Genomic DNA, 15,335 nt, shown 5'->3' on the forward strand with positions numbered 1-15,335 from the left:
GGACCTGTTCAGGCCTGCTGCGCGGGCGGCGCGATGCGGTTCACCTCGAGCGTCGCCGGCATCGGGCCGCCGTCGGTGAGCCAGCGCTCAACGTCGTCCATCACCGCGTCGTGCAGGACGAAGCCCAGCCACACCGGCTTCTGCCCGGCGGGCTTCACCACGACGACGTTCGAGTTCTCGCACGCGTCGAGGCAGTCGGCGGTGCGCACGCGCAGCCGACCGCCGGAACCGTCGGCCAGCGCCCGCAACCGCCGCAACTGCTCGTCGTGGTCGTAGTCCGGGTGCTTCTTGAGCGTGCCGCAGCAGCAGCCGCGGCACACGGTGACGTAGTCGCGCACTTACACGGTTTCCTGCACCGCGCCCGACGCGTCGGCGCGCAGCACGGGCGCGTCGGCGGTCAGGTCGCGCACCGCCGCCACCGAGTCCTGGTCCACCTCGCCGGACGCCGTGACGACGGCCGCCGCCTCCAGGCCCTCGGCGCCGCTGGACACGGCCGCGGCGACGGCGGCTTGGAGGGCCGTCAGCTTCAGCGACGGCAGCGCGATCGTGGTCGCCGCGTAGGTCCGGCCGTCCGTGTCACGCACCGCCGCGCCCTCCGCCGCGCCGGTGCGGGCCCGCGCCGAGCGCGCCAGCGTGACGATCTTCTGGTCCTCGGGGTCGAGGTCACTCACCGGTGGTCCCCTCGCTGTCGTCGCCGTTGTCCACCGGGCGCACGAGCACCGTCGTGATGCGCATCCGCCCGCGTTCGTCCTTGCCGCCCTCGGCCCGCATCCGCAGGCCCGCGATCTCGGCTTCCGTGCCCGGCAGCGGCACGCGGCCCAGGCGCTGCGCCAGCAGCCCGCCGACCGTCTCCACCTCGTGGTCGTCCAGCTCGGTGCCGAACAACGCGTCCAGGTCGTCCACCGGCAGCCGCGCGCTGACCCGCACCGAACCGTCGTCCAGGTGCTCCACCGGCGGCCGGTCGTCGGTGTCGGACTCGTCGGTGATCTCGCCGACGATCTCCTCCAGGATGTCCTCGATGGTGAGCAGGCCCGCCGTGCCGCCGTACTCGTCCACCACCACCGCCAGGTGGTTGCGCGACAGCTGCATCTCCCGCAGCAGGTCCGCGATCGGCTTCGAGTCAGGGATGAACGACGCCTGCTTCATCACGTCCGCCACCGACGTGCCGTTCGGCTCCTCGGCCAGCGTCAGCCGCACCAGGTCCTTCAGGTTCACCACGCCGACGATGTCGTCCACGCTCTCCCCGATCACCGGCACCCGGGTGTACCCGGTGCGCAGCGACAGGGCCAGCGCCTGGCGGATCGACTTGGTCTGCTCGATCCACACGATCTCGGTGCGCGGCACCATCACCTCGCGCGCGATCGTGTCACCCAGCTCGAAGACCGAGTGGATCATCTCGCGCTCGCCCTCGTCCACGACGCCCCGCTCCTGCGCCATGTCGACCAGCTCGCGCAGCTCCACCTCGGACGAGAACGGACCCTCGCGGAAGCCCTTGCCCGGCGTGATCGCGTTGCCGACCAGGATCAGCAGCTTGCTCAACGGCCCCAGCACGCGGCCCAGCACCCGGATCGGGCCCGCCGCGAGCAGGCTCACCGCGTAGGGGTGCTGCCGGCCGATCGTCCGCGGACCCACGCCGACCAGCACGTACGACACCACGAGCATGCTCAGCCCGGCGACCGGCATGGCCACCCAGTCGGTGGCGATGAGACCCAGGCACACCACGGTCACGATCACCGTCGCCGCCAGCTCGCAGCCCAGCCGCAGCAACAGCAGCAGGTTCACGTGCCGCGGCCGGTCGGCCAGCAGGGCGATCAACTGCCCCGCGCCCGCCCGGCCCTGCCGCTGCAACGCCTCGACCCGGGCCCGCGACACCGTGCCCAGCGCCGCGTCCACCCCCGCGAACGCACCCGCGGCCAACACCAACACCACGGCCAACACCAGCAAGCCGGCGGAACTGCCTATCACCCCGGCCGCCTCAGGTCGTCGGCTCGGGCCGGTCCGCGTCCTCCAGGCCCACCGCCCCGAGGAGCTTCGAGTCCGCCTCGCGCTGCGCCGACTTGCGCTCCGCCTCGGCCGCCGCGGTGCGGAAGTCGCCCAGGATGCGGTTCTGCAGCGTGAACATCTCCCGCTCCTCGGCGGGCTCGGCGTGGTCGTAGCCGAGCAGGTGCAGCACGCCGTGCACGGTCAGCAGGTGCAGCTCGTCCAGCAGGCTGTGGCCCGCCTTCTTGGCCTGGTCCTTGGCGAAGTCCGGGCACAGCACGATGTCGCCGAGCAACGCCGGGCCGAGGCCCGCGGCGTCCGGGCGGCGCGCCGAGTCCAGCTCGTCCATCGGGAACGCCATCACGTCCGTCGGGCCGGGCAGGTCCATCCAGCGCTGGTGCAGGTCCGCCATCACGTCCAGCTCCACCAGCAGGACGGACAGCTCGGCCAACGGGCTCACGCCCATCCGGTCCAGGGCGAACCGGGCGGCGGCGACGATGGACGGCTCGTCCACGCTCACGCCCGACTCGTTCGCGATCTCGATGCTCACGGCGCCTATCGTCCCCGGCGCTGCCCACGCGACCGCGCACCGGGTCCGGCGTGGTGCTGGTGCCCGTTGGCCGCGTCACCCTCGTCCTGCTCGACCTGCCACTTCTCGTAGGCGTCCACGATGTCGGCGACCAGCCGGTGGCGGACCACGTCGTTGCTGGTCAGGACGGAGAAATGGACGTCGTCGACACCTTCGAGGATGTCCTTGACGACCTTCAGGCCGCTGCGCTGCCCACCGGGCAGGTCGACCTGCGTGATGTCACCGGTCACCACGATCTTCGACCCGAACCCCAACCGGGTGAGGAACATCTTCATCTGTTCGGGCGTCGTGTTCTGCGCCTCGTCCAGGATGATGAACGCGTCATTAAGCGTCCGACCACGCATATAGGCCAGTGGGGCGACCTCGATCGTGCCCGCCTGGGTGAGGCGCGGGATGGACTCCGGGTCGACCATGTCGTGCAGGGCGTCGTACAGGGGGCGCAGGTACGGGTCGATCTTCTCGTACAGCGTGCCCGGCAGGTAGCCCAGCCGCTCGCCCGCCTCGACCGCCGGCCGGGTCAGGATGATCCGGTTCACCTGCTTGGCCTGCAGCGCCTGCACGGCCTTCGCCATCGCCAGGTAGGTCTTGCCGGTGCCCGCCGGACCGATGCCGAACACCACGGTGTTCTGGTCGATCGCGTCCACGTAGTGCTTCTGGTTCAGCGTCTTCGGCCGGATGGTCCGGCCGCGCCGCGAGATGATGTCCAGGCTCAGCACCTCGGCGGGCGACTCCGCGGTGCCCGCGGACAGCATCGCGACCGTGCGGCGGACCGTGTCCGGGCCCACCTGCTGACCGCGGCTGGCGAGGGTGACCAGCTCGGAGAACACCCGTTCGGCGAACGCCACGTCGGCCGGCTGGCCGGAGAGCGTGATCTCGTTGCCGCGCACGTGCACGTCGGCGACCAGCAGTTCCTCGGCGAGCCGGAGGTTCTCGTCGCGCGACCCGAGCAGGGCGAGCACCGCGCCGTCGGGCACGGCGAACTTGGACTGGGCGTCGGCCGCGGTGGTGGCTGCCTGCGGCGTGTTGTCGTCGGTACCGGCCACGTGGCCTCGGGCCCTCTTCCTGCGCGTTCGCGCCGTGCTCGTGAATTCGACCTACCGGTTCCGATGCTAGCCGCCCCCACCGACAGTCCGCACCGGAGTAAGAAACGGGTTGGACACGGCGGGTGTACTCGGAGCTGTGGAGAAGTTGCGCGCGCTCACCCTCGACGACCTGCCCGCCTGCGTCGGGCTCGCAGCGGACCGGGGGTGGCCCGAGGAGCGGGAGAAGTGGGCCTTCCTGTTGCGCGTCGGAACCGGTTTCGGGCTGTTCGACGGCGATCGGCTGGTGGGCACGACCATCGTCACCCGGTTCGGTGACGAGCACGCGGCGGTGAGCATGGTGCTGGTGGCGTCGAGCCACGGCGGGCGCGGGTTGGGGCGGCGGCTCGTGGAGCACGCGCTGGCGTTCGCGGGGACGCCGGTGGTGTCGCTGCACGCGACTTCGTACGGCAAGCCGTTGTACGAGAAGCTGGGGTTCCGGTCGGTGGGGACGGTGACCGCGCACGTCGGGGCGTTCGGCGGGACGGCCGCGGGCACGTCGTGGCCGGCGGAACCGGCGGACCGGGCGCGGGTGGTGGCGGTCGACGCCGAGGTGTTCGGCGCCGACCGGTCGGCGATGTGGGCGGCGTTGTTCGGGTTCGCGTCGCAGGTCAGGGTGGCCGAGGACGGGTTCGTGGCGACGTGGCGGAACGGCCCGGTCACGATGGTGGGGCCGGTCGTGGCGCCGTCGGCGGGGCGTGCGGCGGAGTTGGTCGCGGACGTGGCGGTCGGGGCGGTGGTGCGGGTGGACGTGCGCGACGCGAGGTTGGGCGCGTGGCTGGAGGCGCGCGGGGTCGTGCCGCGGTTCACCGCGGACCTGATGGTGCTGGGTGCGTTCGGCGGCGACCGGGCGCGGCTGTGGGCGCCGGTGATGCAGGCCCTGGGTTAGGCGTCAGGCCAGCGGGCCGAGCCGCCGTCCGCCGAGGACGTGCAGGTGGGCGTGGAAGACGGTCTGGCCCGCGTCCTGACCGGTGTTGAACAGCAACCGGTAGCCGGCGTCGGCGACGCCCTCGGACTTGGCCACCTCGCCGGCGGCCAGGAACAGGTCGTCCAGCACGCCGGGCGCGGCGGCGGCCAGGGCGACGGCGTCGGTCGCGTGCACCTTGGGCACCAGCACGACGTGCGTCGGCGCCTGGGGTGCGATGTCGCGGAACGCCAGCGTGGTGTCGGTCTCGTGCACCACCGTCGCCGGGATCTCGCGGGCGACGATGCGGCAGAACAGGCAGTCGGACATGGCTCCGCAGGCTACCGACCCACCCGGCTCGTGCCGTCCCGAGCGTTGAACTCACCGGTCCCGAGCGTTCGACTCTCGGGTCCTGAGCGTTCGACACACGCGGCGTGGAGGTAGGGCCTCCGCGAGAGTCGAACGTTCGGGTCCCGCGTGTCGAACGTTCGGGACCGGTGAGTTCTACGTTCGGGTCAGGCGGAGGGCGGCGGTGCGGCAGGTGGCCCAGGCGGTGGTGCCGGGGGTGACGAGGGACATGTGGTCGGTGCCGGGGAGGGCGATCAGCTCGGCGCCGGAGGCGCGGGCGAACGCCTCGCTCTGGGCGAACGGCACGTCCTCGTCGTCCTCGCCGTGGACCAGGACGAGCGGCTTGGCGATGGGCAGTTGGGCGGCCGGGGAGGCGTCGGCGTAGCGGTCGGGCACCTCGGCGGGCGTGCCGCCCAGCAGTTCGGCGGCACGGCGGGTGATCTCCGGGTGCTGGAGGAAGTCCAGGACGCCGGCCTGCGCCACGGCCCCGACGACGCGCGGGTGGCGCGCGGCGGCCCACACGGCCAGGTGCCCGCCCGCGGAGTGACCCAGCGTGACGACCGGGCCGAACGACGGGTCGAGGGCGTCGATGGCGGCGAGCACGTCGTCACCGGTCGCGGGCCACCCGCCACCCCCGGTTACCCGCCGGTACTCCACGTTGTACGCGGCCACGCCGTGAATGACCAGGTCAGCGGCCAAGGGGCGGCCGAGTTCGAGTCCGTAACGCTGGTGCCAAAAACCACCATGGATTACCACGACAACCGGAAACGATTCACCGGGCGGCGTGGAAAACTCGCCGAACTGGCTCGGGTGCGGCCCGTAGACGATGCGCAATCGAAACCCCTTGGAGGCAAAAAAGAGGCCGCGTCGCGGTGGGACCTGGGGGTCGTCCCACCGCGACGCGGCGAGCGCCGGACCGAGGGGGGAGGTGTCCGGCGGGTCTGCGGAGGGGCGATCCCGGTTAGGCCAAGTCAGCCCCTCTGCCATGAGGGTAACCCCTATGTCAGGTGTTCGCCAGAAGGGAGCAAGGCCGATTACCGCCAGCGATCGGTCAGCACACCCAGCGCACCCAAAGCGACCGCCGCGGCCGTCGACGCTCGCAGAACGGTGGGTCCCAGTCGCACAACGTGCGCGCCGGCACCGGTCAACGTCGACAATTCCTCGTCGGTGATGCCACCTTCCGGCCCGACGACCAGCAGCACATCACCCGAGGCGGGTAGCTGAACCGATCCGAGGGCCGAGGAAGAGGATTCGTGCAAAACCAAAGTGATCGCCGACGACGCCGCCAACCGCACCAGCCCGGACGTCGAAACGGGTTCGGCGACCGACGGCACGCGGGCCCGGCGGGCCTGCTTGGCCGCCTCACGGGCGGTGCTGCGCCAGCGCTCGAGCGCCTTCGCCCCGCGCGGCCCGTCCTCCCACTTGGTCACGCAGCGCGAGGCGCGCCACGGCACGACGCCGTCCACGCCCGCCTCGGTGGCCAGCTCCACGGCCAGCTCACCCCGGTCGCCCTTCACCAGCGCCTGCGCCACCACGACCCGGACGGACGGCTCGGGCACGACCCACCGCTGCACGACGCGCAACCGCAGGGAGTCCTTGAACGCCTCCGACACCACGCACCGCACCTGCGCGCCCGTGCCGTCGGAGAGCACCAGCTCCTCCCCCGCGCGCAACCGGCGCACGGTGGCCGCGTGCCGCCCCTCGGGGCCGTCCAGGACGGCCTCGTCACCGGGCGGCAGCGCGGCGACCAGGAAGACCGGCAGCGTCACCGGTGGTTGCGGCCGGACCGCAGCCGCGAGAACAGACCGCCGCCGCCCTTGCCGTTGTGCGCGAGCGTCGGCTCGTCCTCGCCGCGCACGACGGCCAGCTCGCGCAGCAGCTCGACCTGCCGGGCGTCCAGCTTGGTCGGCGTCACGACCTCCAGGTGCACGTGCAGGTCGCCACGACCGTCGATGCGACCGCTGGACCGCAGCCGGGGCATGCCGCGCCCGGTGAGCACCAGCTCGGTGTTCGGCTGGGTGCCGGGCTCGATCTCCAGCTCCTCGTCGCCGTCCAACGTCTGCAGCGGCAGCACCGCGCCCAGGGCGGCGGTCGTCATCGGGATGCGGATGGAGCAGTGCAGGTTCGCGCCGTCACGCTCGAAGATCTCGTGCGGCACCTCCTCGACCTCGACGTACAGGTCGCCCGCGGGCCCGCCGCCGGGGCCGACCTCGCCCTGGCCCGCGAGCCGCACCCGCATGCCCTCGGCCACACCGGCCGGGATCTGCACCGAGATGGTGCGCCGCGAGCGCACCCGGCCCTCGCCCGCGCACTGCTGGCACGGGTCGGGGATGACCTCGCCGAGGCCGCGGCAGACCGGGCACGGCCGGGCCGTGACGACCTGGCCCAGGAACGAGCGCTGCACGGACTGGACCTCGCCACGACCACCGCACGTGTCGCAGCGCACCGGGGACGAGCCCTCGGCGCAGCCGCTGCCCACGCACCGGTCGCACAGGATCGCCGTGTCCACGGTCAACTCGCGCGACGCGCCCGCCGCGCACTCCTCCAGCGTCATCGACAGCCGGATCAGCGCGTCCGAGCCGGGCTGCACGCGGCTGCGCGGACCTCGTCCGCCACCGCCGCCCGCGCCGAAGAACGCGTCCATGATGTCGCCGAGACCGAACCCCGCGAACGGGTCGCGCATGCCGCCGCCACCGCCGCCCGGCTCCAACGGGTCGCCGCCCAGGTCGACGACCTGCCGCTTCTTGGGGTCCGACAGGACCTCGTAGGCGGCGGTCACCTCCTTGAAGCGCGCTTCCTCGTTGGGGTTGACGTCGGGGTGCAGTTGCCGCGCGAGCTTGCGGTAGGCGCGCTTGATCTCGTCGGGAGTCGCGTTCTTGGAGACCCCGAGCGTGCCGTAGTAGTCCCTCGCCACCGTGTTTCCTCCTGCGAACGCGCTTCGTCACGCGCTCGCTCGCTTGCGAAACGTCCTGCGGGACCGCGGTGTTCCCCCGCCGTCACCGTCCGGTCAAGATCTCCCCCACGTAGTTGGCGACCGCTCGCACCGCCGCCATCGTGCCGGGGTAGTCCATGCGGGTCGGCCCGACCACGCCCATGCCGCCGAGCAGGTTGTCCCGGCTGCCGTAGCCGATGGACACGACCGAGGTGCTGCGCATCTCGGCCGCTTCGTTCTCCTCGCCGATGTGCACCAGGATCCGGCCGGGGTCGCGGGCCGAGGCGAGCAGCTTGAGCACCACGACCTGCTCCTCCAGCGCCTCCAGCACCTGGCGCAGGGAACCCGGGAAGTCTGCCACGTTGCGGGTGAGGTTCGCCGTGCCACCCAGCACCAGGCGTTCCTCGGGGTGCTCGACCAGCGACTCGATCAGCACCGTGCTCACCCGCAGCACGATGTCGCGCAGGTCACCGGGCGCGTCGCCGGGCAGCTTCGCGACCTCGGCCGAGGCGTCGGACAGGCGCTTGCCGACCATGGCGCCGTTGAGCATGGACCGGATGCGGGCCACGTTGTCCTCGGTGATCACGTCGCCGAGGTCGACCGAGCGCTGGTCGACGCGGCCGGTGTCGGTGATCAGCACCAGCATCAGCCGGGCCGGTGTGATGGCGAGCACTTCGATGTGCCGGACCGTGGAGCGGCTCAGGGTGGGGTACTGGATGACGGCGACCTGCCGGGTGAGCTGGGCCAGCAGCCGGACGCTGCGGCGCAGCACGTCGTCGAGGTCGTAGGCGCCTTCGAGGAAGTTCTGGATGGCCTTGCGCTCGGGCGTGGACAGCGGCTTGACCTCGCTGAGCCGGTCCACGAACAGTCGGTAGCCCTTGTCGGTGGGCACGCGGCCGGCGCTGGTGTGGGGCTGGGTGATGTACCCGTCCTCCTCCAGCGACGCCATGTCGTTGCGGACCGTCGCGCTCGACACGCCCAGGTTGTGCCGCTCCACCAGGGCCTTCGAACCGACCGGCTCCTGGTTCGACACGTAGTCGGCGACGATCGCGCGCAGTACCTCGAACCGGCGCTCATCGGCGTTCACGCACGTCACCTCCAGGACGGACCGAGCTGCTTCACCTTGAGTTTACGGAGCTTGCGGCCCGGATCGGAAAAACCGTTCGCCGGGCTTCGGTGCGGCGCCGGAGCGGGCCCGGTGGTCAGGTGAGCCGGCGCACGACCGCGTCGGCGAGCAGGCGGCCCCGGTCGGTGAGGACGCAGCGGCCGAGGTCGAGGGCGGTGTGGTCCAGCAGGCCGTCGGCGGCGGCGGACTTGGCCTCGGCCTGCCCGTCGGCGTCGAGGCCGTCCAGCGGCAGGCCGGTGGCCAGGCGCAGCTCCAGCAGCACGCGTTCCACCCGGCGGTCGTCGTCGTCGAGGAGCTCGCGGCCGACGGCGGGTGACGTGCCGGCGGCCAGCAGTTCGGCGTACTTCGCCGGGTGCTTGACGTTCCACCAGCGCACGCCGCCGACGTGGCTGTGCGCGCCGGGGCCCGCGCCCCACCAGTCGGCGCCCTGCCAGTACAGCAGGTTGTGCCGGCACGCGGCCTCGGCCGACGCCGCCCAGTTCGACACCTCGTACCAGGTCAGGCCCTGCGCGGTCATGGCCGCGTCGATCAGCTCGTACTTGTCCGCCAGCACGTCGTCGTCCGGCATCGGCAGCTCGCCGCGCCGCACCCGGCGGGCCAGTGCCGTGCCCTCCTCCACGATCAGCGCGTACGCCGACACGTGGTCGACACCGGCGCTGCGCACGGCGTCCAACGACGCCTGGAGGTCCGCGACGGTCTCCCCCGGCGTGCCGTAGATGAGGTCGAGGTTCACGTGGTCGAACCCGGCCGTGCGGGCCTCCCGCGCGGCGGCCACCGGGCGACCGGGGGTGTGCGCGCGGTCCAGCACGGCCAGCACGTGGCGGGCGGCCGACTGCATGCCGAGCGACACCCGGGTGTAACCCGCGTCACGGATGGCGGCGAAGAACTCCGGCGACGTGGACTCCGGGTTGGACTCCGTGGTCACCTCCGCGCCCGCCGAGAGGCCGAACGAGGACCGCACCGCGTCGAGCACCTGGCCCAACCCCGTTGCGCCGAGCAGCGACGGTGTGCCACCGCCCACGAACACCGTGTCCGCCGCCGGCGGGTCGCCCAGCACGGACGCCGCGAGGTCCAGTTCCCGCCGCAGCCCCTCCAGCCAGGACGCCGGCGAGGCGGAAGTGCCCAGCTCACCGGCGGTGTAGGTGTTGAAGTCGCAGTAGCCGCACCGGGTCGCGCAGAACGGGACGTGCACGTACACCCCGAACGGGCGGTCACCCAGACCGGTGAGCGCGGACGCGGGCAGGGAGCCGTCGGGGGGCGCGGGGTCACCGATCGGCAGAGCGGAGGGCATGCCTCCCATTGTCCCATCTACCAGCGGCGCAACCCCGTCCCACGATGCGGATGGCGGTGGACCACGAGATGGACGCGTGGCACGCTGACTGACATGACATCGACCGGAGTGCGCCTGGTGGTCCGCCGCCACGTCGACTTCCGGCGTGTCTCCAGCGCGATGTGCCGTCGTTCGGCATAACCCGCGCCTGCCTTTTTGTTCCCGTCGGCGCCGGGTGCGCTGACGAGACCCCCACCACGGCTCCACCGGGACTCGCACGCGCACCAGCGCCCCGAATCCCCGGAGGACGAGGATGGTCCCCCCGACGACGACGCCTCAGCGCACCAAGCAGCGCCGAGGTGAGGGACAGTGGGCGCTGGGCTACCGCGAGCCGTTGAACCCGAACGAGCGGAGCAAGAAGGACGACAACCCGCTCAACGTCCGGTCGCGGATCGAGAACATCTACGCCCACGGCGGCTTCGACTCGATCGACCCGGCCGACCTGCGTGGCCGTTTCCGCTGGTACGGCCTGTACACCCAGCGCAAGCCGGGCATCGACGGCGGCCGCACGGCCACGTTGGAGCCCGAAGAGCTGGACGACGAGTACTTCATGCTGCGCGTCCGCATCGACGGCGGCCGGCTCACCACGCAGCAGCTCGCCCTGATCGGCGAGCTGTCCCAGACCTACGCGCGGGACACGGCCGACATCACCGACCGGCAGAACGTGCAGTACCACTGGATCCGCATCGAGGACGTCCCGACGATCTGGCGGAAGCTGGAGGACGCGGGCCTGACCACGATGGAGGCCTGCGGCGACAGCCCGCGCGTGATCCTCGGCTCGCCGGTGGCGGGCATCGCGGCGGACGAGGTGGTCGACGGCACGCCCGCGATCGACGAGATCCTGCGCCGCTACATCGGCGACCCGCGCTTCTCGAACCTGCCGCGCAAGTTCAAGACGGCGATCTCGGGCCTGCCGGACGTGGCGCACGAGATCCACGACGTGGCGTTCGTCGGCGTGGACCACCCGGAGCACGGCCCGGGCTTCGACCTGTGGGTCGGCGGCGGCCTGTCCACCAACCCGATGATCGGCAAGCGGCTGGGCGCCTGGGTGCCGTCCGAGGAGGTGCCGGAGGTGTGGGAGGGCGTGATCAGCGTCTTCCGCGACTACGGCTACCGCCGGCTGCGGCACCGGGCCCGGATCAAGTTCCTGGTCGCGGACTGGGGCGTCGACAAGTTCAGGGAAGTGCTCGAAACCGAGTACCTCAAGCGGAAGATGATCGACGGCCCCGCGCCGGAGAACCCCGCGGTCCCGCGCGACCACATCGGCGTGCACAAGCAGAAGGACGGCTTGTTCTACGTCGGCGCGGCCCCGATCGCGGGCCGGGTGTCCGGTTCCACGCTGGTCGAGGTGGCCAAGGTGGCCGAGCGGGCCGGTTCGGGCCGGGTGCGGCTCACGCCGCAGCAGAAGCTCGTGGTGCTGGACGTGCCCGAGGCCGAGGTGAAGACCCTCCAGGCGGACCTGGCGAAGCTGGGGTTGCAGACCGAGCCGTCGCCGTGGCGGCGGGGCGTGATGGCGTGCACCGGCATCGAGTTCTGCAAGCTCGCGATCGTCGAGACCAAGGCGCGCGCGGTGGAGCTGGTGGCCGCGCTGGAGTCCCGGCTGGCCGACGTCGTGGCGGGCGTCGCCGAGCCGATCTCCGTGCACATCAACGGCTGCCCCAACTCGTGCGCCCGCATCCAGACCGCGGACATCGGGCTCAAGGGCCAGATCGTCACCGACGCCGACGGCAACCAGGTCGAGGGCTTCCAGGTGCACCTGGGCGGCGGGCTCGGCCTGGACGCCGGGTTCGGCCGCAAGCTGCGCGGCCACAAGGTCACCGCCGCCGAGCTGTCGGACTACGTCGAGCGGGTGGTGCGCAACTTCGTCGCCAAGCGCGAGGCGGACGAGCGGTTCGCGCAGTGGGTCGCCCGCGCGGACGAGGCGGACCTGAAATGAGCGAGCGCGCTACGCCCTTCTACTGCCCGTATTGCGGCGACGAGGACCTCCGTCCGCAGGAGGAGCCGAGCTACTCGTGGCTCTGCGCCTCCTGCCGCCGCGTGTTCACCGTGAAGTTCGTTGGTCTCAACCTTCCTCAGGAGGTGCAGCGATGACCGCCCCCACCCGGGTCGAGGAACTGAAGGTGATCGCCGAGGCCGCTTCGGTCGAGCTGGCGGATGCCAGTGCCGAAGAGGCGCTCGCGTGGACCGCCCGCACGTTCGGCGAGAGCTGGATCGTCGCGTCGAACATGCAGGACGCCGTCCTGGTCGACCTCGCCGCCAAGGTCAAGCCGGACGTGGACGTGCTGTTCCTGGAGACCGGCTACCACTTCGCCGAGACCATCGGCACGCGGGACGCCGTCGACCTGGTCTACCCCGAGGTGCACATCGTCAACGCCGCGGCCGAGCAGTCGGTGGCCGACCAGGAGGCCGAGTTCGGCCTGCTGAACCGGACCGACCCGAACCGGTGCTGCCAACTGCGCAAGGTCATCCCGCTCCAGCGGACCCTGAAGAACTACGACGCGTGGGTCACCGGCGTGCGCCGCGTGGACGCGCCGACCCGGGCGAACACGCCGATCGTCCAGTGGGACGACCGCAACGGGCTGGTGAAGGTCAACCCGATCGCGCCCTGGTCCGACGAGCAGTTCAACGCCTACATCGCCGAGCACGGGATCCTGGAGAACCCCTTGGTGCAGGCGGGTTACCCCTCCATCGGCTGCGCTCCGTGCACCGCGAAGCCGTTGCCGGGCGCCGACGCCCGCAGCGGCCGGTGGGCCGGGCTGGCCAAGACCGAATGCGGGTTGCACGGATGACCACCGCGACAGCTCTGGACACGTTGGACCGCCTGGAGTCCGAGGCGATCCACATCTTCCGCGAGGTGGCGGGCGAGTTCGACCGGCCGGTGATCCTCTTCTCCGGCGGCAAGGACTCGACCCTGCTGCTGCACCTGGCGGTGAAGGCGTTCTGGCCCGCGCCGGTGCCGTTCCCGCTGCTGCACGTGGACACCGGGCACAACTTCGAGGAAGTCATCGAGTTCCGCGACAAGGTCGTGGCGCAGCACGGGCTGCGGCTGGAAGTCGCCAAGGTGCAGGACTACATCGACGACGGCCGGCTGGCCGAGCGCCCCGACGGCACCCGCAACCCGTTGCAGACCGTGCCGCTGCTGGACGCGATCACCAACCACAGGTTCGACGCGGTGTTCGGCGGCGGTCGCCGGGACGAGGAGCGGGCCCGCGCCAAGGAGCGGATCTTCAGCCTGCGCAACGCGTTCGGCCAGTGGGAGCCGCGCCGGCAGCGCCCGGAGCTGTGGAACCTCTACAACGGCCGGCACCGCCCGGGCGAGCACGTCCGCGTGTTCCCGCTGTCCAACTGGACCGAGCTGGACGTGTGGCACTACATCGCCCGGGAGGGCATCGAGCTGCCGTCGATCTACTACGCCCACCGGCGCGAGGTGTACCTGCGCGACGGGATGTGGCTGGCGGAAGGCCCGTGGGGCGGTCCGCGCGAGGGCGAGCGGAAGATCGAGAAGACCGTCCGCTACCGGACCGTCGGCGACGGGTCGTGCACCGGCGCGGTCGAGTCCGACGCCACCGACATCTCCGCCGTCATCGCCGAGGTGGCGGCCAGCAGGCTCACCGAGCGCGGCGCGACCCGCGCGGACGACCGGCTGTCCGAGGCCGCCATGGAAGACCGCAAGCGGGAGGGCTACTTCTAGATGAGCGACCTGTTGAGGTTGGCGACGGCGGGCAGCGTGGACGACGGCAAGTCCACGCTGGTCGGCAGGTTGCTGTACGACACCAAGTCGGTGCTGGCCGACACGCTCGACGCGGTGCACCGCGCCAGCGCCGACCGCGGCCTGACCACGCCCGACCTGTCGTTGCTGGTCGACGGCCTGCGCTCGGAGCGCGAGCAGGGCATCACCATCGACGTGGCGTACCGCTACTTCGCCACGCCCAAGCGCTCGTTCGTGCTGGCCGACACCCCCGGCCACGTGCAGTACACCCGCAACACGGTGACCGGCGCGTCCACCGCCCAGCTCGGCGTGCTGCTGGTCGACGCGCGCAAGGGCGTCATCGAGCAGACCAGGCGGCACGCGGCCGTGCTGGCGCTGCTGGGCGTGCCGCGCCTGGTGCTGGCGGTCAACAAGATCGACCTGGTGGACTTCGACGAGGTCACGTTCTCCCGCATCGCCAAGGAGTTCACCGCGCACGCCACCGCCCTCGGGTACGCCGAGGACGCCGTGGTGGAGATCCCGGTGTCCGCGCTGGCGGGCGACAACGTGGTGGAGCGCTCGACGCGGACCCCCTGGTACGACGGCCCGACGCTGCTGGAGCACCTGGAGTCGGTGCCGGTGGAGCCGGACGCGCACGACGCGCCGTTCCGCTTCCCGGTCCAGTACGTGATCCGCCCGCGCACCGCCGAGCACCCGGACTACCGCGGCTACGCGGGCCAGGTCGCGGCGGGCACCGTGCGGGTCGGCGACGAGATCGCCGTGCTGCCCGCCGGCCTGCGGTCCACCGTCACCGGCATCGACACCGCCGACGGCCCGCTGCCGGAAGCCTCCTCGGGCCAGTCGGTGACGCTGCTGCTGGCGCACGACCTCGACATCTCCCGCGGCGACCTGATCTCCGCCGCGGGCGACCAGCCGACGGTGACCGACGAGTTCGAGGCCACGGTGTGCTGGCTGTCGGAGAAGGCGCTGACGCCGGGCGCCCGGGTGCTGGTCAAGCACGGCACGCGGACCGTGCAGGCGATCGTCACCGAGCTGCGCACCCGGTTCGACGAGCAGAAGCTCGCCAGCACCGACGCGCCCGGCTCGCTGAGCCTCAACGAGATCGGCCAGGTCGCGGTCCGCACGGCCGAGCCGATCCCGGTGGACGACTACGCGAAGGACCGCCGCACGGGTGCGTTCCTGGTGATCGACGCCGCCGACGGCAGCACGTTGGCGGCAGGGCTCGTGGGTGCCCCGCTGCCGGAGGTGGACGGCGTGGAGAGCTGTACCGAGGGCGGCGACGCCGCCCAACCCGACAGCCACGCCCTCGTGTCCCCCGGTCCCTGAGAGGTCTCCCGA

The 15,335-nt window shown here is 71.8% G+C and carries 17 protein-coding genes; 6 read left to right on the top strand and 11 right to left on the bottom strand.

Going from position 1 to position 15,335, the window contains the following annotated elements; genetic code table 11:
• Positions 1–8: 8 nt before the first annotated feature.
• From FHX81_RS13950 to FHX81_RS13970, 5 genes are read right to left on the bottom strand one after another with little or no spacing between them, the layout of a single operon-like run.
• Positions 9–338, bottom strand: coding sequence for a (2Fe-2S) ferredoxin domain-containing protein (locus FHX81_RS13950; protein ID WP_141978537.1), 330 nt, complete (start codon positions 336–338; stop codon positions 9–11).
• A complete protein-coding gene (locus FHX81_RS13955; RefSeq protein ID WP_141978539.1) occupies positions 339–671 on the bottom strand; it encodes a cytidine deaminase in 333 nt (110 codons plus the stop codon).
• Positions 664–1,962: a hemolysin family protein gene (locus FHX81_RS13960; RefSeq protein ID WP_141983934.1), complete on the bottom strand. Its 1,299-nt coding sequence runs from the start codon at positions 1,960–1,962 to the stop codon at positions 664–666. Before FHX81_RS13960 ends, FHX81_RS13955 begins: the two co-directional genes overlap by 8 nt.
• 13 nt (positions 1,963–1,975) lie before the next feature.
• Positions 1,976–2,530, bottom strand: a complete 555-nt coding sequence (gene ybeY, locus FHX81_RS13965; protein WP_141978541.1) for an rRNA maturation RNase YbeY — start codon at positions 2,528–2,530, stop codon at positions 1,976–1,978.
• A gap of 5 nt (positions 2,531–2,535) precedes the next feature.
• A complete protein-coding gene (locus FHX81_RS13970) occupies positions 2,536–3,612 on the bottom strand; it encodes a PhoH family protein (RefSeq protein WP_141978543.1) in 1,077 nt (358 codons plus the stop codon).
• Between the two features lie 136 nt (positions 3,613–3,748).
• Here FHX81_RS13970 and FHX81_RS13975 point away from each other — a divergent pair, with 136 nt between their 5' ends.
• Complete coding sequence (locus FHX81_RS13975) at positions 3,749–4,537, top strand: GNAT family N-acetyltransferase (RefSeq protein WP_141978545.1); 789 nt, start codon at positions 3,749–3,751, stop codon at positions 4,535–4,537.
• A 3-nt stretch (positions 4,538–4,540) separates the two neighbouring features.
• Here the strand turns inward: FHX81_RS13975 and FHX81_RS13980 are convergent, their stop codons facing one another.
• The 6 genes from FHX81_RS13980 to hemW form a co-directional block, all read right to left on the bottom strand.
• On the bottom strand, positions 4,541–4,882 hold the full coding sequence (locus FHX81_RS13980) for a histidine triad nucleotide-binding protein (protein ID WP_141978547.1): 342 nt from the start codon (positions 4,880–4,882) through the stop codon (positions 4,541–4,543).
• Between the two features lie 174 nt (positions 4,883–5,056).
• On the bottom strand, positions 5,057–5,887 hold the full coding sequence (locus FHX81_RS42845) for an alpha/beta hydrolase family protein (RefSeq protein WP_170232045.1): 831 nt from the start codon (positions 5,885–5,887) through the stop codon (positions 5,057–5,059).
• 47 nt (positions 5,888–5,934) lie between these two features.
• Complete coding sequence (locus FHX81_RS13990; protein ID WP_141978550.1) at positions 5,935–6,669, bottom strand: 16S rRNA (uracil(1498)-N(3))-methyltransferase; 735 nt, start codon at positions 6,667–6,669, stop codon at positions 5,935–5,937.
• Positions 6,666–7,814 carry a molecular chaperone DnaJ gene (gene dnaJ / locus FHX81_RS13995; protein ID WP_141978552.1) on the bottom strand — a complete coding sequence of 383 codons (1,149 nt, stop codon included), beginning with the start codon at positions 7,812–7,814 and terminating at the stop codon, positions 6,666–6,668. The genes FHX81_RS13990 and dnaJ overlap by 4 nt, the downstream gene beginning before the upstream one ends.
• Before the next feature lie 82 nt (positions 7,815–7,896).
• Positions 7,897–8,919, bottom strand: coding sequence for a heat-inducible transcriptional repressor HrcA (hrcA, locus tag FHX81_RS14000; RefSeq protein ID WP_141978555.1), 1,023 nt, complete (start codon positions 8,917–8,919; stop codon positions 7,897–7,899).
• 115 nt (positions 8,920–9,034) lie between these two features.
• Positions 9,035–10,249: a radical SAM family heme chaperone HemW gene (gene hemW / locus FHX81_RS14005; protein WP_141978557.1), complete on the bottom strand. Its 1,215-nt coding sequence runs from the start codon at positions 10,247–10,249 to the stop codon at positions 9,035–9,037.
• Between the two features lie 292 nt (positions 10,250–10,541).
• Here hemW and FHX81_RS14010 point away from each other — a divergent pair, with 292 nt between their 5' ends.
• Genes FHX81_RS14010 through FHX81_RS14030 form a run of 5 tightly spaced genes read left to right on the top strand, consistent with a single transcriptional unit; the run spans position 10,542 to position 15,323 of the window.
• Entirely contained in the window at positions 10,542–12,224 is a 1,683-nt protein-coding gene (locus FHX81_RS14010) for a nitrite/sulfite reductase (RefSeq protein WP_141978559.1), read from the top strand.
• Positions 12,221–12,379 (top strand): hypothetical protein, encoded by a 159-nt coding sequence (locus FHX81_RS42025; protein ID WP_015098919.1) that lies wholly within the window; start codon positions 12,221–12,223, stop codon positions 12,377–12,379. The genes FHX81_RS14010 and FHX81_RS42025 overlap by 4 nt, the downstream gene beginning before the upstream one ends.
• On the top strand, positions 12,376–13,077 hold the full coding sequence (locus tag FHX81_RS14020) for a phosphoadenylyl-sulfate reductase (protein ID WP_141978561.1): 702 nt from the start codon (positions 12,376–12,378) through the stop codon (positions 13,075–13,077). Before FHX81_RS42025 ends, FHX81_RS14020 begins: the two co-directional genes overlap by 4 nt.
• Complete coding sequence (gene cysD, locus FHX81_RS14025; RefSeq protein ID WP_246107808.1) at positions 13,074–13,979, top strand: sulfate adenylyltransferase subunit CysD; 906 nt, start codon at positions 13,074–13,076, stop codon at positions 13,977–13,979. Before FHX81_RS14020 ends, cysD begins: the two co-directional genes overlap by 4 nt.
• Positions 13,980–15,323, top strand: a complete 1,344-nt coding sequence (locus FHX81_RS14030) for a sulfate adenylyltransferase subunit 1 (RefSeq protein WP_141978565.1) — start codon at positions 13,980–13,982, stop codon at positions 15,321–15,323. It begins immediately after the preceding gene.
• Positions 15,324–15,335: the final 12 nt, after the last annotated feature.

The sequence above is a fragment of the Saccharothrix saharensis genome, assembly GCF_006716745.1.
Taxonomy (GTDB): Bacteria; Actinomycetota; Actinomycetes; order Mycobacteriales; family Pseudonocardiaceae; genus Actinosynnema; species Actinosynnema saharense.